The 23,286-nt window shown below is 51.4% G+C and carries 23 protein-coding genes; 19 read left to right on the forward strand and 4 right to left on the reverse strand.

Annotated elements, in window-relative coordinates; genetic code table 11:
• Positions 1–83 precede the first annotated feature (83 nt).
• The 18 genes from L3K52_05565 to L3K52_05650 all read left to right on the forward strand — a co-directional run bounded on the left by L3K52_05565 (position 84) and on the right by L3K52_05650 (position 19,857).
• Complete coding sequence (locus L3K52_05565; GenBank protein UOG93200.1) at positions 84–2,045, forward strand: hypothetical protein; 1,962 nt, start codon at positions 84–86, stop codon at positions 2,043–2,045.
• A 107-nt stretch (positions 2,046–2,152) separates the two neighbouring features.
• The gene (locus L3K52_05570; protein UOG93201.1) at positions 2,153–3,034 is read left to right on the forward strand and encodes a peptidyl-prolyl cis-trans isomerase; all 882 of its coding nucleotides are present in this window, start codon (positions 2,153–2,155) and stop codon (positions 3,032–3,034) included.
• On the forward strand, positions 3,027–3,803 hold the full coding sequence (locus tag L3K52_05575) for an ABC transporter permease (protein UOG93202.1): 777 nt from the start codon (positions 3,027–3,029) through the stop codon (positions 3,801–3,803). Before L3K52_05570 ends, L3K52_05575 begins: the two co-directional genes overlap by 8 nt.
• Positions 3,800–4,999, forward strand: a complete 1,200-nt coding sequence (locus tag L3K52_05580) for an ABC transporter ATP-binding protein (GenBank protein ID UOG93203.1) — start codon at positions 3,800–3,802, stop codon at positions 4,997–4,999. Before L3K52_05575 ends, L3K52_05580 begins: the two co-directional genes overlap by 4 nt.
• Entirely contained in the window at positions 4,980–5,909 is a 930-nt protein-coding gene (locus L3K52_05585) for a lipid A biosynthesis acyltransferase (GenBank protein UOG93204.1), read from the forward strand. The genes L3K52_05580 and L3K52_05585 overlap by 20 nt, the downstream gene beginning before the upstream one ends.
• The gene (locus L3K52_05590; GenBank protein ID UOG93205.1) at positions 5,878–6,765 is read left to right on the forward strand and encodes a class I SAM-dependent methyltransferase; all 888 of its coding nucleotides are present in this window, start codon (positions 5,878–5,880) and stop codon (positions 6,763–6,765) included. The genes L3K52_05585 and L3K52_05590 overlap by 32 nt, the downstream gene beginning before the upstream one ends.
• A gap of 51 nt (positions 6,766–6,816) precedes the next feature.
• A complete protein-coding gene (locus L3K52_05595) occupies positions 6,817–8,199 on the forward strand; it encodes a glycosyltransferase (GenBank protein ID UOG93206.1) in 1,383 nt (460 codons plus the stop codon).
• Positions 8,184–10,247: an HAD hydrolase-like protein gene (locus tag L3K52_05600; protein ID UOG93207.1), complete on the forward strand. Its 2,064-nt coding sequence runs from the start codon at positions 8,184–8,186 to the stop codon at positions 10,245–10,247. The genes L3K52_05595 and L3K52_05600 overlap by 16 nt, the downstream gene beginning before the upstream one ends.
• Positions 10,248–10,260: 13 nt before the next feature.
• Complete coding sequence (locus tag L3K52_05605; protein ID UOG93208.1) at positions 10,261–10,443, forward strand: hypothetical protein; 183 nt, start codon at positions 10,261–10,263, stop codon at positions 10,441–10,443.
• The gene (locus L3K52_05610; protein ID UOG93209.1) at positions 10,443–11,348 is read left to right on the forward strand and encodes a glycosyltransferase family 2 protein; all 906 of its coding nucleotides are present in this window, start codon (positions 10,443–10,445) and stop codon (positions 11,346–11,348) included. The genes L3K52_05605 and L3K52_05610 overlap by 1 nt, the downstream gene beginning before the upstream one ends.
• Before the next feature lie 16 nt (positions 11,349–11,364).
• Positions 11,365–12,447: a glycosyltransferase gene (locus L3K52_05615; GenBank protein UOG93210.1), complete on the forward strand. Its 1,083-nt coding sequence runs from the start codon at positions 11,365–11,367 to the stop codon at positions 12,445–12,447.
• A gap of 305 nt (positions 12,448–12,752) precedes the next feature.
• Positions 12,753–13,181, forward strand: a complete 429-nt coding sequence (gene rplM, locus L3K52_05620; GenBank protein UOG93211.1) for a 50S ribosomal protein L13 — start codon at positions 12,753–12,755, stop codon at positions 13,179–13,181.
• Between the two features lie 17 nt (positions 13,182–13,198).
• Entirely contained in the window at positions 13,199–13,591 is a 393-nt protein-coding gene (rpsI, locus tag L3K52_05625) for a 30S ribosomal protein S9 (protein ID UOG93212.1), read from the forward strand.
• Positions 13,592–13,899: 308 nt separating this feature from the next.
• Positions 13,900–14,856 (forward strand): porin, encoded by a 957-nt coding sequence (locus tag L3K52_05630; GenBank protein ID UOG93213.1) that lies wholly within the window; start codon positions 13,900–13,902, stop codon positions 14,854–14,856.
• An 83-nt stretch (positions 14,857–14,939) separates the two neighbouring features.
• Positions 14,940–15,212 (forward strand): BrnT family toxin, encoded by a 273-nt coding sequence (locus tag L3K52_05635; GenBank protein ID UOG93214.1) that lies wholly within the window; start codon positions 14,940–14,942, stop codon positions 15,210–15,212.
• A complete protein-coding gene (locus L3K52_05640; protein UOG93215.1) occupies positions 15,202–15,435 on the forward strand; it encodes a hypothetical protein in 234 nt (77 codons plus the stop codon). The genes L3K52_05635 and L3K52_05640 overlap by 11 nt, the downstream gene beginning before the upstream one ends.
• Positions 15,432–15,917 carry a hypothetical protein gene (locus tag L3K52_05645; protein ID UOG93216.1) on the forward strand — a complete coding sequence of 162 codons (486 nt, stop codon included), beginning with the start codon at positions 15,432–15,434 and terminating at the stop codon, positions 15,915–15,917. The genes L3K52_05640 and L3K52_05645 overlap by 4 nt, the downstream gene beginning before the upstream one ends.
• A gap of 85 nt (positions 15,918–16,002) precedes the next feature.
• A complete protein-coding gene (locus L3K52_05650) occupies positions 16,003–19,857 on the forward strand; it encodes a DUF3683 domain-containing protein (GenBank protein UOG93970.1) in 3,855 nt (1,284 codons plus the stop codon).
• Here the strand turns inward: L3K52_05650 and L3K52_05655 are convergent.
• Positions 19,854–20,228 (reverse strand): PGPGW domain-containing protein, encoded by a 375-nt coding sequence (locus L3K52_05655; protein UOG93217.1) that lies wholly within the window; start codon positions 20,226–20,228, stop codon positions 19,854–19,856. The two genes, L3K52_05650 and L3K52_05655, sit on opposite strands and share 4 nt — an antisense overlap.
• A 40-nt stretch (positions 20,229–20,268) precedes the next feature.
• Entirely contained in the window at positions 20,269–21,462 is a 1,194-nt protein-coding gene (locus L3K52_05660) for an ammonium transporter (protein UOG93218.1), read from the reverse strand.
• A gap of 201 nt (positions 21,463–21,663) precedes the next feature.
• Here L3K52_05660 and L3K52_05665 point away from each other — a divergent pair, with 201 nt between their 5' ends.
• On the forward strand, positions 21,664–22,131 hold the full coding sequence (locus L3K52_05665; protein UOG93219.1) for a hypothetical protein: 468 nt from the start codon (positions 21,664–21,666) through the stop codon (positions 22,129–22,131).
• Here L3K52_05665 and L3K52_05670 read toward each other — a convergent pair.
• Positions 22,128–22,751, reverse strand: a complete 624-nt coding sequence (locus L3K52_05670; GenBank protein UOG93220.1) for a DUF302 domain-containing protein — start codon at positions 22,749–22,751, stop codon at positions 22,128–22,130. The genes L3K52_05665 and L3K52_05670 overlap by 4 nt on opposite strands.
• Positions 22,752–22,827: 76 nt before the next feature.
• Positions 22,828–23,241, reverse strand: a complete 414-nt coding sequence (locus tag L3K52_05675; GenBank protein UOG93221.1) for an SCP-2 sterol transfer family protein — start codon at positions 23,239–23,241, stop codon at positions 22,828–22,830.
• Positions 23,242–23,286 lie beyond the last annotated feature (45 nt).

Raw genomic sequence — 23,286 nt, forward strand, 5'->3', positions numbered from 1 at the left:
AGTCTGGGAACCCGTAAATTTAAACAATAAATCTTTCAATACTCCGTCAACAATATATAAAGATAGAACAAGGAGGCACGTAAGTGTTCAAGAAAAATAAAGTCGCCATCAGTGTCGCAACGGGCATTCTTGGCATTGTGGGGGGCATCACGAGCGTTCAGGCAGTGCATGTTAATCCAGAAGGCACGGGACAGGTTCTGCTATTCCCTTACTTTAACGCACAGGAAGGCTATGTCACCAACATTAACTTGGTGAATTCCACTGACAAAACCAAAGCTGTCCGCATTCGCTTCAATGAAGGGAAAACCAGTAAAGACGTATTGGACTTCAATATTTACATGTCGCCTCAAGACGTTTGGACCGGCAGCATTCAAAAAGACGCTAACGGTGTTGGTTCGATTTCCACGACTGACCGTAGCTGTACTTACCCAGAGGAAATGGCGGCTACTTGTGCGGATCCCGGTTGTGAATCCGAGCAGTCGTTCAAGGGTTATCAGATGTTCACTAACGTAGCTGCTGAAGATACGTTGGAAGGCTATATTGAAGTCATCGAAATGGGTGAAGTCAAGGATGGCGCCATGGCAGCCGGTGCGTTACACAACGGTGGAAAACCTTCCAATTGCAGTGCAGTGACCAATGGCGCAGTAAAATTGTCCAGAACTGGTTTGGATGCGCCGGGCGGTGGTTTATTTGGTTCATCCGCCATCATTGACGTTGCTAACGGTACTGCCAACGCGATTGATCCGGTCGCTTTGGACAATTACAGCAAACGTTCACAACATACCCTTCCTGATGACCCATTGAACTTTGATATTCCCTCCTTGGCTTCCGGTGACGTGATGACCAGTGAAGTGCTGGTTCCCGGTGCGAATAACAGTAACCCGACTTGGGTCACCACACTGTGGAACAAATTGGAAAATGACCCTTGTTTAAATGATGGGGATCCAAAAACACCGGCTTGCGGTTTAAACCCGTATCCAGTGGCTCATGCTTTATTGTCTCGCAATATTATGAATGAGTATTTTGTTGATCCGTCAACGGGTTACGATGGTCATACTGACTGGGTGGTGACATTCCCAATGAAAAAGTTGGGTATTTTCAACCGTCACAGTGTTGAGCAATTAACCAAAGTTAAGGTTCTGGACGCAAATAACAAGCCGACTGGCGAATATGTGTGTGAAGATGCTCACGGTGCGCAAATTATGCCGCAAGATTTGGGCAATAATGATTGTGAGCGTTACCCTGATGTACGGGCTTCATTCGACCGTGATATTTATGACCGTGAAGAAACACGCATTAAAGACGCTAACTTCTCACCTAACGTGTTTATCCCGCGTGTCTTAGAGCGTGAAGTCAACGTATTGACCTTTACCAGCACGGATAAGGCGTACAATTCTACTAAGACGGCGTTAGCAAGTAATCATATGTTGCCTGCGGGTAAAACACGTACTGCGAATGAGAAGGGTGTGTTGGATCCGGCTGGCAAATACGACTTAGACGATTTTGTTAATGTCAGTAAGTTTGTTAGTGGTTGGTCACGCATGACATATGCGAATGACTATTGGCTGAGCATGTGGTGGCCGCATACTGAAACCCGCGTGTGTAAAGTGGATTACAAAACTGGGTTGATCTTAAATACCGCACCCATTAACCCGTACAAAACATTAATGAAACAAGATAATAGCGCACATTATTTGGCATTGGATGGCACGGTATTGGTGGACAATGGGATGCGCCCATTGGTTGATCCTAAAACAGGTAATGAGTTGGTCGATAAAGACGACAAAGCCACGACTTGGTTGGGTTCTACCAGCGAACGTTCCAATACCAATGACACCTTGCCGTCTTGCCCGTGGGAATCGGCAGATAACGGGTTTGGTATCACCAACGGTATTTACAATGGTGTGCCTAGCACTGGTTTTGCCTTGATTCAAGGCAATGTGAAAAGCGGCACGACTAGCTTGTTTGGTGACGTATTGCCACACAAGAAGACACAAGGCACTGATACTTATATCCGTGCACACAGTGAAAGCGATGCGAAGTAATGTTTACTGTTAAGTAATGATTTCTTGGTTCGATTAGGTTGAGACAATGGCTTCCCTTTAATTTATTAGAGGGAAGTTTTTTCGGTTTTGCTTGCTGAATAAATACTATGAAAAATCAATATCTCGTATTGTTGTGGTGTGCTGTTGCACCCTTGATTTGGGCAGATGATACTGCGTCTGCACCGCAATGGGTTTTTAAAGACCCACAAATGACTTTTTCTGAGGATTTGCTGAAGCCAGCACTGGCGTTCCAAGGATTAAATTTACAGGATATGGATGCCAAAACTCGCCAAATCACACTCGAAGATTTGTACATTCGTGAAATGCTGGTTAAGCAAGGGATTGATCAAGATACCGCGCGGCAAGCAGAGTTAGATGAGCGGCTTAATGAGTTCCGCAAATCTGAAATCTCGCGGTTGGCACTCGAAAAAGCCAGCGAAGCCGGTATGCCGGATTTCACCAGTCGCGCGCAAGAATTGTATTTAGCGCATCAACACGACAAGTATCAATTGCCATTGCGTTTGCGTGTGCGCACCGTGGAAATGCCGATCGTGGGAGACAATCTGGATGCCGTTAAGCAGAAATTAGCTGAAATTCGCACTCAGGTATTAGCCGGTACGTTGGATTTTAAAGCCGCTGCCATTGCCAATTCACCCAGTGCGTCACATAAAATGCGTGAAGGCGATTCATTCTGGTTTCGACGCGGTGAAGTACCGGATGCTTTTTATGACGAGGCCACTAAACTTGGTAAAAAAGATCCGTTAAGTAATGTATTGGTGTTAGGCAATACCGCTTATTTATTGCAATATTTGGATCGCAAAGAACCAGAAGTGCTAACGTTTGAGCAAGTCAAACCCAATATTATCGCAGAGCTGCAACGTGAATACCGCACGGACAAAGTGAAACAGTTAACCCAGCAATTGCGTGAACAATTTAAGCGTGATGTCACCGTTAATCCAGTTTTTTTAAAGCCGCAAACTGATGAATAAAACCATTGCCCCAGCATTGCTTTGGCAGTTGTTTCGTCAGGAATTGCGTGAGCGTTATGTTGGCACAGCATTGGGGGTGTTTTGGTTATTAATACCGCCGTTGTTTATGTTGGTGATTTACGCATGGGTATTCGGTGAGATTTTGCAAATGCGCTTGGGGACAGACACCGATTCAGCACAGTTTGCGGCGTGGTTATTGGCGGGTTTAACCGCATTTAATGCCTTGGCAGAGGTGTTAACCCGTGCGCCTGCGCTTCTGATTGAACGGCGGGATTTATTGTTGAATTCGCCGTTGCCGCCAGCAATATTGCCGCTGTTGCCGGTGGGCGTTTCGTTGGTATTGGAAGGGTTGTCGGTGGGGTTGTTGCTGTTGTGGTTGCTGGTGCAGGGGCGTTTGGAGCCATTGAGTTTGGTATCTTACCTGCCATTTTTGGGAGTGCGGCTGCTGTTTTCGCTGGCATTTGCATATGGTTTGGCGGTGTTGGGGGTGTTTTTGCGCGATTTACGGCAGATGATGCCACCGTTATTGACCGTGTTGCTGCTGGTATCGCCGATTGTGTACCCGTTGAGCGTGGTGCCGGAAGGTTTTCAGGCGTGGTTTGCGTGGAATCCGTTGGCGCAATTGGTGGAGGGTTATCGGGCGGCGTTGCTGGAAGGACGGTTTTTGTGGGAAGCCTTTCTGGGATTATTGCTGCTGGCAAGCGCTAGTTTGGCATTGGGGTGGTGGTTGTTCCAGCACTTGTTGTTGCGGGCGAGGTATGTGCTGTGAGTACGAATTGGGCGATTCGGTTGACGGCGGCGGGTGTGGCGTATCGGCGTTATGCGCATCCGCGTGATGCTTTGCTGGAATGGGTGTTGCGGCGTGCGCGTCATGTGCCGTTTTATGCTTTGCAAGGGGTGAGTTTGCAGGTGCAAGCGGGCGATTCGTTAGGGGTGGTGGGCGATAATGGCGCGGGCAAAAGCACGTTTCTGAAAATGCTGGCAGGCAATTTACCCCCGACGGAAGGTCAATGTGAGATTCGCGGTAGGCGTTCGGCGTTGCTGGAATTGGGTACAGGTTTGCAGCCAGAGTTTAGCGGGGTGGACAATGCGCGGTTGGGTTTGGCATTGCGTGGGCTGAGTCAGGCGGAGATTGCGGCGAAATTGCCAGAAGTATTGGCGTTTGCGGAATTGGGTGAGTTTGCGCAACAGCCAGTGAAAACGTATTCGAGCGGCATGGTGGTGCGCTTGGTGTTCGCGGTAGCGGCGGTGATTGAGCCAGCAGTATTGATTGTGGATGAAGCGTTGTCAGTGGGTGATCAATACTTCCAGAAGAAATCCTTGGATCGGATGCGGGCGATTTTGGGGAAGGGCGCAACCTTGGTGTTTTGTTCGCACAATCTGTATCAGGTGCGGGAAATGTGCCGCCAAGCGATGTGGTTGGAGCAGGGCAGGGTGCGGATGCTGGGGGATGCGCAAACGGTGGTGGATGCGTATCAGGATAGTGTGAGAGGAAGAAACCCCTCCCAATCTTGTCCCTCCCCTGACAAGGGGAGGTTAGGAGGGGTTTCTTTACTTGCCGTCACACTGAACCAAGGCACTTTTCAAACCCACGATCCGTTCCGCCTCAGTATTCAAGCCAGCCAAGGCGATCGTCCGCTTGCTGATGTGCATGTGGGGATTGTGATTCGGCGCAATGATGATGTGCAATGTTACGGCATCAGCACCTTACACGATGGGGTGCAAATGCAGCCGCTGGCGGATGGTATCGTCGCGGCAGAATTTGTGATTGAGCGTTTGCCATTGTTGTCGGGTGATTATTGTTTGGAAGTGTGGCTGATTGATGGCAGTGGGGTGCACGTCTACGATTCGCGGGAACGTTGCTGCCATTTTCGGGTACAACAAGTCGGGCAACAGCAAGGTGTTGGCGTGGTGGTGTTGCCGCACCGTTGGGAAAAGGTGGGCTATGCGTTGGCGAGCGGATGATTTTTCCTTGCGGTATCAGGTGTTGTTTCCGCTTTATGCGCACTTGCCGCCTGCGTTAGGTTATGGATTGGCGGCGCAACAGGCGGCGATTTTTCGGCGTAACAAGGCAGATGAGGCGGCATTGATTCGCGCCCAAATGCGCAGCGCATTGCCTGAGGCGAGTGACACCCAGCTCGCGGGCTGGCTTGATGATTATTACCGCATGGTGGAGCAAGAAGCGTTGGATACCTGGTATTTGCAACACCAACCGATTCAGCAAATTGTGGAGCTGGAAGGCTTTGCCGCCATTGCAGCGGCGCGGCGACAGGGCAAGCGGGTGTTGTTGACGGGCGGGCATTTCGGACGGTTCTGGATGGCAGGGTCTGCGATGCGGTCGGAAAGTTTTACCACGGGTACGATTACCCGCGATGGGGGCAATACCAATAGCCACGGCTTGCACCCGGCGGAATACCGTTACCGTTTGTTTAAGTTGCAGCGCTTGCAGCAAGCCTTGGGTGGTACGTTTTTGGTGGAGGGCGATGAGTTGCGTCCGCTCTATCGGGCATTAAACGATCACTTAATTGCATTGATTTTTGATGTGCCATACACAGAAGCGCATAAAGGAAGGGTGACAGTTAATTTTATAAGCGGTACTATTGACCTGCCTGCCGGTATTTATCGAATTGCAAAAAAAACCAAGGCAGTGATCGCGCCATTCTTTATGCGTGATTTGGGCGGGGGTCGGGTGAGAGCAGAATTTTCTGCGCTACTGGATCCGTATGATTATGACGAAACAGTATTGATGCAACAGCTTGCCAGTCAACTGGAACAGCGGATTCGGGAAAGCCCCGGTCACTGGTGGTTATGGCCTGCACTGCCTCTGCTACGGAGCAATAACAATGACTCAGGTGATAGCTCACTCGCTGGATGACAACCATTCCCATAGCCAAATTGTGCGGCGCGTGCCGCGCTATGCCCAAGTGCTGGAGCTAGGGTGTGGCGATGGCAGTATGTCACGTTTGCTGCGTGAACGCTGCGATGCCCACATCATCGGCATTGATCATAACCCCGATATTGTCTGGCAAGCCCAGCGTTATTGCGATTATGTATTCACCGAAGATTTGGATGACCCGCACAGCCTCGATGCGCTCGAAGGCGAAAAATTTGACGTGATTACTTTGGTGGATGTGTTGGAGCATCTGCAACACCCCGAAGCCTTATTGCAACGGCTCAAACCCTTGTTGTTGGATGAGGGGCAAATATTGATTTCAATCCCCAATATTGCGCATTCCTCGGTACGCTTGGAATTATTGAACGGGCGCTTTGATTACGAAACGGCTGGTATTTTGGATGCCACACACTTGAAGTTTTTCACCGCCGAGAGCGTGCAAGCGTTGTTGGAAGAGGCCGATTTTGTGGTGAATGATATTGACTACACTTGGCATGATTTGCCGGATGAAGTGATTACGCGCTACTTGAAAGCCGCAGGCTTGGAACCGACTCCGGCGGCGCTGGCGAAGTTTCATGAGCCGGATGCCATTGCGTACCAGTTCATTATTTCCAGCAGCCCTTTGGCTTCGGAAACGGCACGTATCGCGGAAAGAAGCAGTCAGGCGCAGCACTTAAAACCGATTGATGCGTCTTGGCAAACCTGGGGGCGGATGCATTCGGAATTGGCATTGGCTCACGCTGAATTGGAGCGGGTGTATTCGACCCGCAGTTGGCAGATGCTACGCCGTGGGGCAACGGCGTGGCGCAGTATTCAGTCACGATTCACGCTGGAATGATACAGTGACGGTTGATTAAACCGTAATAATTATAACAAGTTGGGGTATGTTGTGGTTAAGGTCAGTGTGATCCTGCCAGTTTACAACCATGCTCGGTGGGTACAGCAAGCGCTGGATTCGGTCTTGGCGCAAACGTTTAGCGCGTTCGAGCTGATTGTGATTGATGATGCTTCAACCGACGACTCTTGGGCAGTGATTCAGGCCGCGTGTGCCACACAGCCGGATGCGCGGGTGCGTTGCTTGCGGCATGAGCATAATCAGGGTGCACCGGCAACGTTAAATGAAGGGTTGCGGCTGGCACAGGGCGACTACCTCGCGATTCTGAATTCCGATGACGTGTGGGATGTCACCCGGCTGCAACGCTTGGTGACGCTGGCGCAAAGCCAGTCGCTGGATTTTATTAGCACCGATGTCGCGGTGCTGGATGCCGATTCCCAACCGAAAGAAGCCGCCGAGCCGCACTGGGTCGCGTGGTTTGAAGGCTTGAAACAACACTACGCTACACACGCCGATACTCAGGCAACTTTATTGCGCGGTAATTTTCTGATTACGACTTCCAATTTCTTTTTCCATCAGCGGGTGTATGCGCAATTGGGCGGCTTTGCCGAGTTGCGTTATGTGCACGATTACGAGTATGCCTTGCGGGTGCTGGAAGCGGGTTTTACGGTGCGTTTTCTGCACGGTGAGAAGTTATTGGGCTACCGTTTGCATGAGAGCAATACCATTCGGGAACAGCCGTTGGCGGCGATTGAAGAAAATATGCAATTGCTGTTGCGTTGGTTGCCGCATTGTTCTTCTCTTGATAAGGGGAAGCTAGAAGGGGTTTCTTCCCAACTTCAGGATTTATACCGTTATACCCGCGAAGAATGGTTGACGCTGGTGCATCAGCGGTTGCAGGCGCGTGAGCAGGAATTGTTGCCGTTGATTCACGACCGTGATGGCTGGATTGCGGAACGCGACCACATTATTAGCGCGTTACAGCAGCAGTTGGCACAACACCGGCAATGGCTGACGGAACGTGATCTTTGGGTGGCACAGCGAGACGGTTGGATTACTGAGCGTGATACCTGGATTCAACAGCAAGCGGCTGAATTAGCACTGCGTGAGCGCTTGTTGGCGGAACGGGATGTTTGGGTGGCGGAACGCGATGGCTGGGTGACGGAGCGCGATGCTTGGATTGCTGAGCGTGATACCTTGATTCAACAACAGGCGACGACATTGGGGAATCAAGCGCGGTGGATGACGGATCGGGAGCAATGGATCGCCGATCGTGATGGCTGGATACGCGAACGTGACAGTTTGATTCAGCACTTGCAACACCAACAACAGGCACTTTTGAACAGTCGGGCATTCCGCTTAGGCGAGGCATTGTTGAACCCGTTACGGCGTTGCAAGCAATGGTGGCGCGGAGGTGATGTATGCCTGAAAAGCTGATTGTACGCGATTGGCGGCAAGTTCGTGCCTGGCTGGAACCGCGTCTCCACGGTATTCGGATGATTTCCTTGGATATTTTTGACACCGTGCTGGGGCGTTACGTAGGCGATCCCGCTGAAGTGCAACACGCGGTATGTCGCGCAGTGAGTGCGCGTACTGGACTCGCGGCGGCAACGGTGTGGCAAGCGCGGCAGCAAGCGGAACAAGCATTGCGGGCGGAAGCGGTGCAAGCGGGTTTTGACCATGAATGTTGTTACCGCGATATGCTTACCCGTTGGGTGGAGGCGCTGGGGTTGGAGGCGGATGCCAGGTTAGCACCGTTTATCCGTCAAACCGAATTGGATTTGGAAGCCGCTACCTTGCACGTTAAACGCGATGCGCAGGTATTCATGGATTGGGTGCGCGAACAAGGCATTGAGATTATCGCCATCTCCGATATGTATTTGGATGGCGAGATGTTGCATGAATTGCTCCGACGCCTTGGCATTGTCGATTATTTTACGGCTGTGTACGTCTCGGCGGATTTTAAGCTGGGGAAATACAGCGGGCGCTTGTTCGAGAAAATGTTGCAAGTCAAAGGCTTGGCGGCGCAACAGGTGGTACACATTGGCGACAATCCGATTTCCGATCGGCGCATGGCGTGTCGCACCGGCATTCAAGGCGTTTGGTTGTATGAGAAAGCCGAATTGCGTCGCCGCGAACGTCAAACCTTGTCCGCACAGATGGCGCAACGTGGCGGCATCTGGCAAGGGCGGCATTTTTTTGAATGCGTGGAAACCCGTAGCCAGCAGCAAGACAGTTTGAAACCGCGTGATTTCTTTTTTCGCTACGGGCGTGATGTGTTAGGGCCCGCGTTCAGTGTGTTTATGCAGGGCTTGCAGGAACGTCTGCAACAGCAAGCCAATGCAGGCAAGCCGTTAGAAAAGCTGCTGTTTGTGGCGCGTGATGGGTTTTTATTTGAGCGTTTGTATCGCACGACGGGGATGACGATTCCTGCCGAATACGTGTATTTGTCGCGCCGCGTGATTACTGCCGCAGCAACGGCTGACGGTTTGAGTCGGGAACAGGCGTTGGTGGCGTTTTATAACCCGAAACAGCAGGGCTTGGCATCGGTTTGCAAGGTTTACGGTTTGCCGGAAGCGGCGTTGCAACCCTTGGCAACACGGCACGGTTTCGTGGATTTCAGTGCGCCGCTTCACGATTGGGACGACGTGCGCTTGCATCATTTTCTGCAAGATCAAAATGTTCAGGCCATTATCCGTGCCACAGGTCAGCAGCACCGGGCGTTATTGCAGCGGTATTTGGAGCAAGTGGGTTTCTTCGACCATCAGCGCATCGCTTTGGTGGACATTGGTTGGAATGGCACGGTGCAGAAATTTCTCAAGCAAGCGTTTGGGGCGCGTGCGGATTTTCCGCAACTGCATGGCTATTACTTTGCGTTTGTGCCGAAGTTGTACGCGGATTTTGGTGAGAACAATACCTGCGAAGGCATTGTGCACGATTCACGGCGTGGCAATGCGTGTGAGCGGATTCCGGCGGAATTTGAGGAGATTTTTGAGCAAGGGGCGCGTTCGCACGAGGCCACCACGATTGCGTATGCCGAACAGGATGGGCGGGTTGTGCCGGTGTTGAAAGCGGATACGGCACCGGATCGGCAGGCGGAAATTTTGTGTAACCCGTTGGTGGCGCAAATGCAGCAAGGCATCTTGCACCATTGGGAGCATTTTTGCGCTGTTCAGCAACTGACGGGGTACGCTAGTCAACAATTGTTGCCTTATGTGCATGGCTTGCTGGAGCGTGCGGTGGTGTACCCAACGACGGAGGAAATCCATGCGTTGACGCAGTTGGTGCATACCGAAGATTTCGGGCATGACCATGTGTTGGCGCTGGCGAATCAGGCGGTGGGTTGGGGCGATTTATTACGCCCGCATCGTTTGTGGCAGCGCTTGGAAATCAGTGCTTGGCGTTATGCGCTGTTTGAGAAAATTCCTACCGGCATGGCGAATTTCGCGTTTCGTGTCGCGTATTTGCACGCCGTAAAAAAATAATAAAGGGGCTGTTATGGTTGTAAGTCCATTGAAGTTATTCGCGTATGCGTTGGCGTTTCGGTTTTCATCGGGGCGGGGGCGCTGTTTTAGTCCGGGGATTAAAGCCATGCTGATTTGGTATGGCACGCGCTTGCGCTTAGCAGTGCTGGATCGGGCGGCTGCCAAATGGTGGCGCGGGTGGCTTGAGTCGGTGTGATGATGGATAACGCACGGGTACAGATTTTACTGTCCACCTGGAACGGTGAGCGTTGGCTGCCGGAGTTATTGGCTTCGCTGGAAAAACAGACGTTTCAAGATTGGCAATTGCTGATTCGGGATGATGGCTCGACTGACCAAACGTTGCGCATTTTATTGAAATGGCAAGCGGCACACCCGGATAAGTTGGCGGGTTTGTTGCTGGATGGCAGTCATTTGGGGAGCAAGCTGAGTTTTAGCCGCTTGGTGGAAGCCAGCACCGCGCCGTGTCTGCTGTTTTGTGATCAGGATGATGTGTGGTTTCCCGAAAAAGTGGAGCTGCAATACACCGCGTTGCGGCGTTTGGAAGCGCAATACGGTGAGGCGACGCCGCTGTTGGTGCATTCGGATTTGGTGGTGGTGGATGAGGAACGTGCCATACAAGCGGTATCGTTTTGGGATTACCGCGCTTTTGAAGTGGCGCAGCGCAAGCAGGCGTATTTGCTGAACAATGTGGTGACAGGGTGTGCCACGGCATTTAATCGCGCGGCAGCAGAGTTGGCGTTTCCAGTGCCCGTGTATGCGCTGGAACATGATCGCTGGTTGGCGTTGGTGTGTGCGTGGTTTGGGCAAATACAGGCATTGCCGCATCCTTTATTGCTGTATCGCCAGCATGATGAGAATGCGATCGGGGCGGAACCTGCCACTGTTAATGGGTTAAGTACACGGGTGGATGGTTGGAGCCAGCAAGCGGAAGTGTTCTTGCACCGTTTTGGCGAGCGGCTGAATGCCGAGGATTTCAAATTGGTGACGGCAGTGGCGGGGCTACGCTATTTGCACGGTTGGAAACGGCGGCAACACATTTTACACCATCGGCTGTTCAAACCGGGTGTATTAAACAATGTGGCGCTGCTGCTATTTGCATAACAACAGGGGAGATACCATGACAACAATAATTCAGCGCCCTGATGTGGCAGTGATCGTCTTAACCCGCAATGCGGGGCGTTTGTGGCCGGAATGGATTAAGGCGCTTCAGCACCAAACCGTGCAGGCCGGGCGTTATTTGGTGATTGATTCGCTCTCAGAAGATCACACGGCGGAACTGGCAGCGGCGGCGGGTTTGGAAGTGCAGCGGATTCATCCGCGCGATTTCAGTCACGGCGGTACGCGCCAGTTGGCGACGGAATTGTGCCCTGATGCGGAATTTCTGGTGTATTTGACGCAAGATGCCATTTTGAAACAAGCGGATTCGCTGGAACAATTGCTCAAGCACGCCGCTGACGATAGCCAGGTGGGAATGGTGTACGGGCGGCATTTACCGCGTGCGGATGCGGATCATTTGGAACGCCATGCGCGGGGGTTTACGTATCCGGCAACGTCTTCGGTGCGTGACCGTGACAGTTTCAAAACCTTGGGGTATCGGGCGGCGTTTGCGTCGGATGTGTACGCGGTGTATCGGGCGAGTGCGTTGCGCAGTATCGGTGGCTTTCCCGAACACATTATTGTGAGTGAAGACAGTTATGTGGCGGCGCAGCTGTTGCTGGCGGGGTGGAAAACGGTGTATTCGGCGGAAAGTACCGTGGAACATTCGCACCGTTATTCGTTGGTGCAGATTTTCCGGCGTTATTTTGACGTGGGGGTGTTTCATGCGTCGGAACAGCCCTTGATGCAAGCGGTGGGTGCGCCCGATCGTGAGGCAGGTACGTATGTGCGTTCGCTGATTCATTATTTATATGTGCGCCAGAAAGGGTTATTGCCGTTGGCGGCGTTGCAGACCTTCGTGAAATTGATGGGGTTTCGTTTGGGGCAGCGTTACCGGCAATTACCCGTGAGTGTTTGCCGGATGATTAGCGTGCAACGTGCGTATTGGGGGAGAGAAGAGGGCGTATGCAATACGTCCCTACGGGTAGAGATGGGTAGGGGCGTCTTGCATACGCCCCTTTTAGATGCTTCGAAGCACCTAAAGTGTGACAAAACAGCAAAAATTTTGTTACAGAATCTTGACAGAGAACGGCTTGAATATTAGTATATTCATATATTGTTCATTACCGATTTAACACTCCTCCATCCTCCTTTGGTGGTAATTGCGCGGCTCACACGAGCCGCGTTTTTTTATTTTGAATACGGTAGTTTTGGTTGTTGGGTTTTTCATGTGTTGTCTCTTTATTGTTGCCTCCGCTTTGGCGTGAGGCATTTTTTTGTCGAGAGTTAAGTGCTAAACACTTGAGAATTTCCCGCATTTCCCCTAGAATGCCGCGTTTCTTCGTTCCCCCACCTTCTCAAGGTTTGGGGCGGATCGGCAAAACAGATTTAAGAAGTGGATTGAGCAAGATGAAAACATTCAGTGCAAAGCCAGCTGAGGTAAAACGCGATTGGTTCGTCGTTGATGCCGAAGGCAAGGCGCTAGGCCGTTTGGCCTCCGAAGTTGCCCGGCGTTTGCGTGGCAAGCACAAGCCAGAATATACCCCGCACGTTGATACTGGCGACTATATCGTTATTATCAATGCTGATAAAGTTGGTATCACGGGTAACAAAGCCAAAGACAAAACTTACTATCACCATACCGGCTATATCGGTAATATGCGTGCTTTCACCTTTGAAAAAATGCAACAACGTGCGCCGGGTCGAGTCATTGAACTCGCAGTCAAAGGCATGTTGCCAAAAAATCCATTGGGTCGCGCCATGTACCGTAAGATGAAAATTTACGCTGGCACAGAACATAACCACCAAGCACAGCAGCCACAAGCGCTGGACTTTTGATCGGGCAGGAATGAGAAATGGCTGAAACACAATATTACGGCACGGGTCGTCGCAAATCTTCATCAGCTCGCGTGTTTATGCGTGCAGGTAGCGGTACGATTACGGTTAATGGTAAAGCATTGGGTGACTTTTTTGGTCGCCAAACGGCCAGCATGGTCGTGCGTCAACCGCTGTACACCGTCAACATGGCTGAGAAATTCGACATTAACGTCACGGTTGCGGGCGGTGGTATCACGGGTCAATCCGGCGCTATCCGCCTTGGCATTGCGCGTGCATTGCTGCAATACGACGAAACCCTGCGCGGCGAATTGAAGTCTGAAGGCTTCTTGACGCGTGACGCACGTAAAGTTGAACGTAAGAAAGTCGGCTTGCGCAAAGCACGTCGCGCTGTACAGTTCTCCAAGCGTTAATGCGGTTAAGCTTTCGGGTATTCTGAAAGCCTCAAGCGTGTATCAACAAAGCCACAGTGCATCATTGCCTGTGGCTTTGTTGCGTCTAACGTGCTGAAATTGCAATGACTACCGTTCGTCGGTGATATGCTGGTTTGATTAGCAAATCATGTGGCATTTTTGCAACATCTACAGTAAACTTTGTAGCGTATTTGCAAAAAAGCTGTTGCAAGACGCTGGCAAGGGATGTATAAATACTCCCGTCAGATTGAACAAATCGAAGATTATATTTTAAAGACAGGACAAACCTTCTTAATAGGAGTCGACTCATGAAAAAATTACTCGTAATCGCAGTTGCTACTGCACTGATCGCCCCTGCTGCGGCAATGGCTGATACTACTCTGTACGGCAAAGTGCACGCTACTGTTGGTAACGTTGAAACTGTTACTAAAGGCGTAGAAACCTCTGAAACTGTCGTAGAAAGCCACGATTCGCGTTTCGGTATTAAAGGTTCCACTTCACTCGACAACGGCCTGAGTGCAACTTACGGCTTGGAACTTGACGTGAATTTGGATGAGAAAGGCACTGTAGGCGCTAATCGTAACAAGTTTGTTGGCTTGAAAGGCGGCTTCGGTGAAATTCGCGTTGGTACTCACGATACCCCAGGGAAACTGGCTACTGCTGGTCTGGATGCTTTCGGTGATACCTATGGCGATATGAAAAACATCATCTCTTCTGATGGTGATCGCGTAAACAACGTCGTTGCTTACATCAACAAGTTTGGTCCTGTAGGTTTTGCTGCTGCTCACTCAACAAATGTTGGTGGTGACGATGCTACAACGGCTGAAAATGCTGCTAACACCTTGATGGCTAACTACAGCACTGGCCCTTTCTACGGTGCATTGGGTGTCACTGCTATTGATGACACTGCTGAAACCACTAAAGCGAATATTGGCCTTGGCTATAAGTCTGAAGCTGGTCATTTTGTCAACTATGTGTCTGAAGGCGTTGTAAAAGACGGTACTCCTGCTGCTGATGATGAGGCTAACGTATATCTTGCTGGTGGTTTCAAAATTGGCGCTGCTACCCTGAAGGGGGCTGTAGGTGTAGGTGAGCGTGACGGTGCTGGTGAAGAAACGCAAGCCACTTTGGGTGTTGATTACAGCTTGGGTAAGAAAACTTCTGCTTACTTGCTGTTGAATGACAACACCAACATTGGTCGTGTTGCGACTGGCACGGAAGACTCCAAGAGTGCTGCTGTAGTTGGTTTAGTTAGCGAATTCTAATCCTTCGGGTTTAGTTGACAGCTAGAGAAAAGGCTCCTTCGGGAGCCTTTTCGCGTTGTGGGGAATGCGCATGGAGGATAAAAATGCAATTTGAGTGGGATGAAAATAAGGCATTGCGTAATGAGAAGAAGCACAAAGTGTCATTTCGGGAGGCGTTGACGGTGTTTGGTGATCCGCTGGAGATGACTATGAACGACCCTGCACATTCCGAAGGCGAGTATCGGTTTCTGAGTATCGGGCGTTCGATAAATGGACGCTTACTTGTCGTTTCGTATACGGAAAGGTACGATGACCATATTCGCATTATCAGTGCCAGAGAGGCAACCAAGCAGGAGGAGCAGCAATATGAAAACTGATCTTGAGCAAGATACTTTACGTTCTGAGTATGACTTCTCGACAGCGGTACGTGGCAAACATCACAAAGCCTATCGCGAAGGTTTTATTGTTATGGTCGGTTTAGAAGCTGATGTGGCAAAGGTGTTCCCTGATGCTGAGGCGGTTAATCAGGCATTGCGGACATTGATGCGCTTGATGGCAGCGAGTGAAGCGGCAGCGCAGCAAACCAAAGAAGCGGCATGATAAACCGGGTTTGCCAGCCCTGTACTGCCTGTTGCGACGGCTGGGTACAAATGAATATCAAGGGGGCAGATGTCTACCCCGGTTGCCCCTGCCCGCACAGTACCGGCAAAGGCTGCAATGACTACGCCAATCGCCCTGTTGATCCGTGTGACAATTTCAATTGTGGTTGGGTAATCCCTAACAGTCCGCTACCGGATTGGATGAAACCCAATGAAGCTAAAGTCATGGTGCTGTTCAACAAATTCCAATGGCGCGGTGTGCCGGTCGATGTGGCGCTTCCTGTCGGTAAACGCATTCCCCCGCGAGCCTTGAATTGGCTGAAACAGTTTGCCGAACAACACGGTCGCCCCTTGGTGTATTTGGAACAAGAAGTTGTGGCTGGCAAGTTCCAAAAAGAGCAGCAAGCCGTTGCTTATGGGCCACCCGATTTCCAGCGCGAGGTCATGGCACAAATTGCCCAAGGCAAGCGCTTGTGGGTTTAAACAATCCCTTCCGATATAACAGGTTTTTTTCAATGGTGCAGCGCGTTACACTACGCTTCTTTGCATAAGAGCATTCGTGAACGCCATGACAGCCAGCCACCCGATTCGGGAAATTCCGTACAACTACACTTCATTCTCCGACAAGGAAATCGTGCAACGCTTGTTGGGTGCACGCGCGTGGGAGATTTTGCAGGCATTGCGTGAAAAGCGCGAAACCGGCATTTCGTCGCACATGTTGCAGGAGATTCTTGGCGATATGTGGGTGGTGCAGCGCAATCCTTACATCCACGATGACTTGCTGGAAAACCAGAAACGGCGGCAATCGCTGTTCGACACCCTCAATGGGCGCGTGGAAAAGATTGAAGAACGTGCCAATGGCAATGCCCTCACCATCGAATTGATGCAGATTGCCCGTAGCGCCTTGGCACAGTTTGCGGAAATGTTTCGGGCGGAATACGACTTGCGCGAGAAAACCCGCAAGCGCCTGCAAAAGATTACCCGCAAAGACAATATTCAGTTTGACGGCTTGGCGCGGGTGTCACACGTCACCGATGCGACCGACTGGCGGGTGGAATTGCCCTTCGTGGTGCTGACCCCAGACACCGAAGAGGAAATGGCGGCGCTGGTCGGCGAATGCATTGAATTGGGGCTGACCGTGATTCCGCGTGGGGGTGGCACGGGTTATACCGGCGGCGCAGTGCCGTTGGATGCGCGTAGCGCGGTGATCAACACCGAAAAGCTCGAATCCCTCAGTGAAGTGCAATACCGCAACGATTTGCCGGGCGTGGATAAAACCGTGGCAGTGGTGCGCTCCGGGGCAGGGGTCGTTACCCGCCGCGTGTCGGATTTGGCAGGCAAGCACGGTTTGGTGTTTGCGGTTGACCCGACTTCGCAGGATGCCTCCACTATCGGTGGTAATATCGCCATGAATGCCGGTGGTAAAAAAGCGGTCTTATGGGGAACCAGTCTCGACAATCTGCTCTCTTGGCGCATGGTCACGCCGGATGCGGATTGGTTGGAAGTCACGCGCCTGAATCACAATCTCGGCAAAATCCACGATCAGCAAACCGTGCAATTTTCGGTGCAACGCTTCCTCGCCGATGGCAAAACCCGCAAGGGTGAAGCGGAAATCCTCACCTTTGAAGGGCGCTATTTCCGCAAAGAAGGGCTGGGTAAAGATGTCACCAATAAATTCCTCGGTGGCTTGCCCGGTATTCAGAAAGAAGGCTGTGACGGTTTAATCACCTCCGGCGAGTTCATTTTGCACCGGATGCCCGACCAAATTCGTACCGTCTGTCTGGAATTCTACGGCACGGATTTGCACGAAGCCGTCCCCGCGATTGTGGAGGTGAAAAACTACCTCGACGGGCGCAATGACGTGCTGCTGTCTGGCTTGGAGCATCTCGACGAACGTTACGTCAAAGCGGTGAAATACACCCCGAAAGGCGCTCGCGGCATGTTGCCAAAAATGGTGCTGATTGCTGACATTGTGAGCGATGACGAAAAGGCGGTGGCAGAATCCGCTGCCGAAGTGGTGCGTTTGGCGAATGCGCGGAATGCCGAAGGTTTCATCGCGATTAGCCCGGAAGCGCGTCGCCAGTTTTGGGCAGACCGTTCGCGCACGGCAGCGATTGCGGCGCACACCAATGCCTTTAAAATCAACGAAGACGTGGTGATTCCGCTGCACAATTTGGCGCGTTACACCGAAGGCATTGAAACCCTGAATATTCGCCAGTCGATGCAAAACAAGCTGCGCATGATCGACGGTTTGCTGGAACATTTGGCGAGCGATTTGCCAGAATTGCGGGCAGTGGCGGACTACGAGGCGAGTGCCGAACGCAGTTCCATTTGGGCAAACAAGTTGACCCATGCAGTGGATTACCTTCAGCAGCGCAAAGTGCGTTGGGAGCAGATTCTCGCCCATTTCGATGCACCTGCCGCTGCGCATCAAGACTTGCTGGATGACACCGCGAAAGCAGCGCAACGCCCGCACGATCGGGTGATTGATTTGCTGTTGCGGCGTGAATTGCGCATTTCGTACCGCAAGGAAATTATTCGACCGTTGCAGGAAATGTTTGCCGGGCGTGAGTTAGAGCCGTTGATGCAGGCGATGGAAAAAATCCACCGCAAGATTCGCACCAGCCGTTTGTTCGTGGCGCTGCACATGCACGCGGGCGATGGCAATGTGCATACCAATATTCCGGTGAATTCCAACGATTACGGCATGTTGCACGAAGCGGAGCGCATGGTGGATGCGATTATGGTGCTGGCGCGGGAATTGGATGGGGTGATTTCTGGCGAACACGGCATCGGCATTACCAAGTTTCAGTATTTGGATGCGCGTGAAATCAACGAGTTTGCCGCGTATAAGCAAGACGTTGACCCGCAAGGGCATTTCAACAAAGGTAAATTGCTGCCGGGGTCAGGTTTGCAGAATGCTTACACGCCGTCGTTACGCTTGGTCGAGCGCGAGGCTTTGTTGTTGGAACACAATGAGTTAGGTGCGCTCAACAACGACATTAAGGATTGTTTGCGCTGCGGTAAATGCAAGCCGGTGTGCAATACGCACATTCCGCGTGCCAATTTGCTGTATTCGCCGCGTAACAAGATTCTGGCAACGGGTTTGATGATTGAGGCGTTTTTGTACGAAGAGCAAACGCGCCGTGGCGTGTCGATTCGCCATTTCGATGAAATGAACGATGTCGCCGATCATTGCACGGTGTGCCACAAGTGTTTCAACCCTTGCCCGGTGAATATCGACTTCGGCGAAGTCAGTGTGCGGATGCGCAGTATTTTGCGCGAACGTGGCAAGAAAAAGACCAGCCCGGTGACCTGGGCGTCGATGCAATTCCTGAATCTGAAAGACCCGACGCAAATCAATATTATGCGTACCGGCATGATCAAGTTCGGTTACAAGGCGCAGCGTTTCGCGTATTCCTTGGCAAAAGCAGCGAATTTGTTAGGGGCTGATAAACGTCCGGCGGCAACCTTGGGTAAACCGGCGATCAAAGAGCAGGTGATTCAGTTCATTAAAAAGCCGTTGCCGAAAGGCTTGCCAGCGAAAACTACCCGCGCAATGTTGGGTTTGGAAGACGATAGCGTGATTCCGATCTTGCGCGATCCGCTGAAAACAGCGGATAAACGTGGCGATGCGGTGTTCTATTTCCCCGGTTGCGGCTCGGAACGTTTGTTCAGTCAGGTGGGTTTGGCAACGCTGGCAATGTTGTACGAAACGGGTGCGACCACGGTATTGCCACCGGGGTATTTGTGCTGCGGCTACCCGCAAAACGCGGGCGGTGATTTGAAAAAGGGGACACAAATTTCCACCGAAAATCGCGTCTTGTTCCACCGCGTGGCGAATGCGTTGAGCTACCTCGACATTAAAACCGTGTTGGTATCGTGCGGAACGTGCATGGATCAGTTGCTCAAATACGAGTTCGACAAGATTTTCCCCGGTTGTCGCTTGCTCGACATTCACGAATATTTGCTGGAAAAAGGCGTGAAAATGAATGGGGTTAGCGGTATCCAATACGTCTATCACGACCCTTGCCATACGCCGATGAAGCAGGTTAACCCGTTGAAAGTTACACAGGAATTGACGGGTTCCAATGTGGTATTGAGTGAGCGTTGCTGTGGGGAAGCGGGGACGTTTGCGATTAGCCGCCCGGATATTGCCAGCCAGTTACGTTTTCGCAAAGCCGAAAGCCTCAAAGCAGGTATCAAAGAGCTGACGGGGGCGGACATGGCGCAGGAGGGCAAGGTGAAAATCCTCACGTCCTGCCCTGCCTGCCAGCAAGGGCTGTCACGTTACGCGGATGATACCGGGATGGAAACCGATTATATCGTGGTGGAAATGGCGAATTATTTGCTGGGCAATGATTGGCAGCAAGGGTTTGTCGGCAAGGCGACGCACGGTGGGATAGAGAAAGTGCTGCTTTAAGGCGCGGAGATCGGCGGATGCTTTGCCTTCCGCCGTATCCAATTCAATGCCTGCAACACCCCTTTGCGGGTGACGATCCATTTTTCCAGTTCAAATTTGCCGGGGAAATTCATAATTCCCAAGCCAATCATCATGGTCAGCAAACCTTGCCCCGGCAATATCAGCATGGCAATCCCGGCTAATAGCACGGGTAAGCCGAGCAAATTGCGGGCGATAGTACGGGGTTGCAATAATACGTGCCAGCGATGTACATCACGCAGGCGGATGAAATAGTCGCTGGGAATCCGTGCGACAAACCACGGCAATAACAGCAGTGACAGTACAAACGTAATGGCAGAGATTGCGCCGAGCCAGATAAACAACGTTTCCAATAAAAACCCCAAGGTCATAAACGATGGGGTTGATTGTACGTTAGTTGTCCGGGTTAGCTTTGATTTTGTGGATGCTTAAGTCAGCACCGTTGTATTCTTCTTCTTGTGATAAGCGAATGCCCATCGTGGCTTTGAGGATGCCGTACACCACAAAGCCGCCCGCCGTGGCAATCGCTACGCCAAGCAAGGTGCCCACCACTTGCGCTCCGAAACTGACACCGCCAATACCGCCGAGTGCTTCTAACCCAAAAATGCCTGCCGCAATGCCGCCCCATGCACCACACAGCCCGTGCAGCGGCCATACCCCCAATACGTCGTCGATTTTCAGTTTGTTTTGCGCCAAAGTGAATGTCCAGACGAACAATGCTCCCGCAACCGCTCCGACCGTCAATGCACCTAAAGGATGCATTAAGTCCGAACCCGCGCACACTGCCACCAAACCGGCTAAGGGGCCGTTGTGGACGAAGCCAGGGTCATTTTTGCCTGCAATTAACGCCGCAATAATGCCGCCGACCATCGCCATTAAAGAGTTAATCGCCACCAAACCGCTGAGACCTTCGATTTTTTGGGCGGACATGACGTTAAAGCCAAACCAGCCGACGGTCAGAATCCATGCCCCAATCGCCAAAAATGGAATGCTGGAAGGCGGATGTGCTGACACGGGTTTGCCGTCTTTGGTGTAACGTCCGTGCCGGTGTCCCAATAACATCACGGCGCCCAATGCAATCCAGCCGCCCATCGCATGAACGACGACGGAACCCGCAAAGTCATGAAAAGCAACGCCGAATAAGCCGGTGATCCACGCTTGTACCCCGTACAAATTGTTCCAGATCATGCCTTCAAAGAAAGGATAAATCAGCGCCACGATAATAAAAGTGGCAATCAATTGCGGGTAAAAGCGGGCGCGTTCTGCAATGCCGCCGGAAATAATCGCGGGAATGGCTGCCGCAAAGGTGAGGAGGAAGAAGAATTTCACCAAGTCATAGCCGTTCTTTTCCGCCAAAATGCTGGCGCTCTCAAAGAAGCCGACTTGATAAGCGACGTAATAGCCGATGAAAAAATACGCTATTGTGGACACGGCAAAATCCACAATGATTTTCACCAGTGCATTCACTTGGTTTTTGTGACGGACTGTGCCGACTTCTAAAAAGGCGAAGCCCGCGTGCATTGCCAGTACCATGACAGCACCCATTAACACGAACAGGGTATTTAATGCGGAAACCAGTTGCTCCATACCTAACCTCTCTCACCTAAGCAGCCAAAAAGGGCACCATCATAACCGCTGGAATCGGTTTAATGCACTATTTTGGTTGTCGGGTTGCACCAAAAAAGTGTGAGTGTGGAAACGGCGGATGCATAGTCTTTACACAATAGACTTGTCAGCGTCGGGTTTGCGTATATGATTACGGAGTACGGATACGTTTGGAAACGCAGGATGAACACAGTGTCGCGCATCATCAGATTCGATTTATTGTCATTACCCGGCTTGAGCCTGTTTTTAGGTGGCTTATTGTGGGTAATGTCATTTACCCAAGTGACGTTTTACACCAATCACGGCGTGGTGATGGGCTATTGGGTCGCCGCGACAGGTTGGTTGGGATTTGGGTTATTCCAGTTTGCATGGTATGCCAATTTGCTGGAATTGTTGGGGGTGTTACTGATGTCGCGCTACCCGAATCGGGCGATGGTCGTAGCGGTGCTAGGTGTGCTATTGGCAGGGCAGGCTTTTTGGTTTACCGAAATTCCGGGGCAGGCGGCTACGATGCGGATTCTTGATCTGGGAACAGGTTTTTGGATGTGGTACGCCAGTATCGTGTTAGTGACGCTCGGTGTGATTTTTGGGCCGACGGAGGAAGAATGTTGTTCTCCCCCAGTCGGATACAAAACAAGTAACGATGCTTAGAAATCGCCTTCCGCGCCGCCTTTCATAATCGCGGTCATGATTTCTTGTACCCCAAGCGCTTCGGCATGAAGCTCTGGGGGCAGGGTTTTGCCGCCGTAAATCATCATGTCCATATTCAGGGAATACAGGTGATATTTGCCTTCTTTGTCTTCGATCATCGCAATGCGGCACGGCAGGTAAGCCGAGAATGCATCGCTGAAATCCACCATTTTCATCGCCGTTTGCGGGTTGCAGAACTGGTAGATTTTCAGGAAGCGTTGTTCCTTGCCGGTTTCAAGCTGCACTTGCTCGGATAATGGCAATTCACCCACGGCTTTAATATTGAGCTTGTTAGCAATGGATTTCATGGATTCTTCAGCATCTTGCCAAGTAACGCCGTCCGCCAATGAATATTTAACCACGGTAGCATCCGCCGAATTGCCGCTGGCTTTCAGCTTGGTCCACATTTCCATGTAAACATCTTTGGCTTTCGGGTCGAAACTGTCGAGCGCGGCTTTTTCAGCGCCAATGTCCATATCACCCATTTGCGCCATCATCGGGGCAAATTGGGTGTAAGCGTATGCGCCGCCAACAATGGCGACCAAGCCAATAATGGCGAGAATATTGCGAATAAAGTTCATGAAGTCTCCTAGCGTATGTATCGAGGGAAGCCATTGCATGATGACTTCCCCAAAGGGTTTATTCCCTAAATAACGACTATTTTATTTCTTGCGTGTCAATCTTCGCCATTAGCGCGAATGATTTGACAAAGGGGCCAGCCATCGCGGGATTTTTGAGCATTGCGCCGTAGTCACCGGATAGGAATTTCAATTTGCCGAACGTGTAAGCGGTTCCCAGACCGACCAAGCCCATGGGTTCTTTGGTCCATTTCATCCAATCTTTGCGATCCGCACGCATGTCCCAATCCAAGGTTTCACCGTTGTAATCGCCAGCGCGGGTGCATTCGCCGTTTTCGACCACGAAAACCCCGATGGGCTTGGCTTCGCCTTTCAAACCGCACGCGATGGTGGAATTGAACCCAATCGCAGCGAGTTTGTCTTTGACTTCAGGGTCGCCGTTCCAGAGGTCTTTGAGTTCGTTCATCCAATCGGCAGAAAAAAGTTGTGGCATGGTTCCTCTCCTAGTTTGTGTTGAAAATAGCGGTGGCGATGTATA

The sequence above is a fragment of the Candidatus Thiothrix sulfatifontis genome, assembly GCA_022828425.1.
In the GTDB taxonomy this organism is placed as follows: Bacteria; Pseudomonadota; Gammaproteobacteria; order Thiotrichales; family Thiotrichaceae; genus Thiothrix; species Thiothrix sulfatifontis.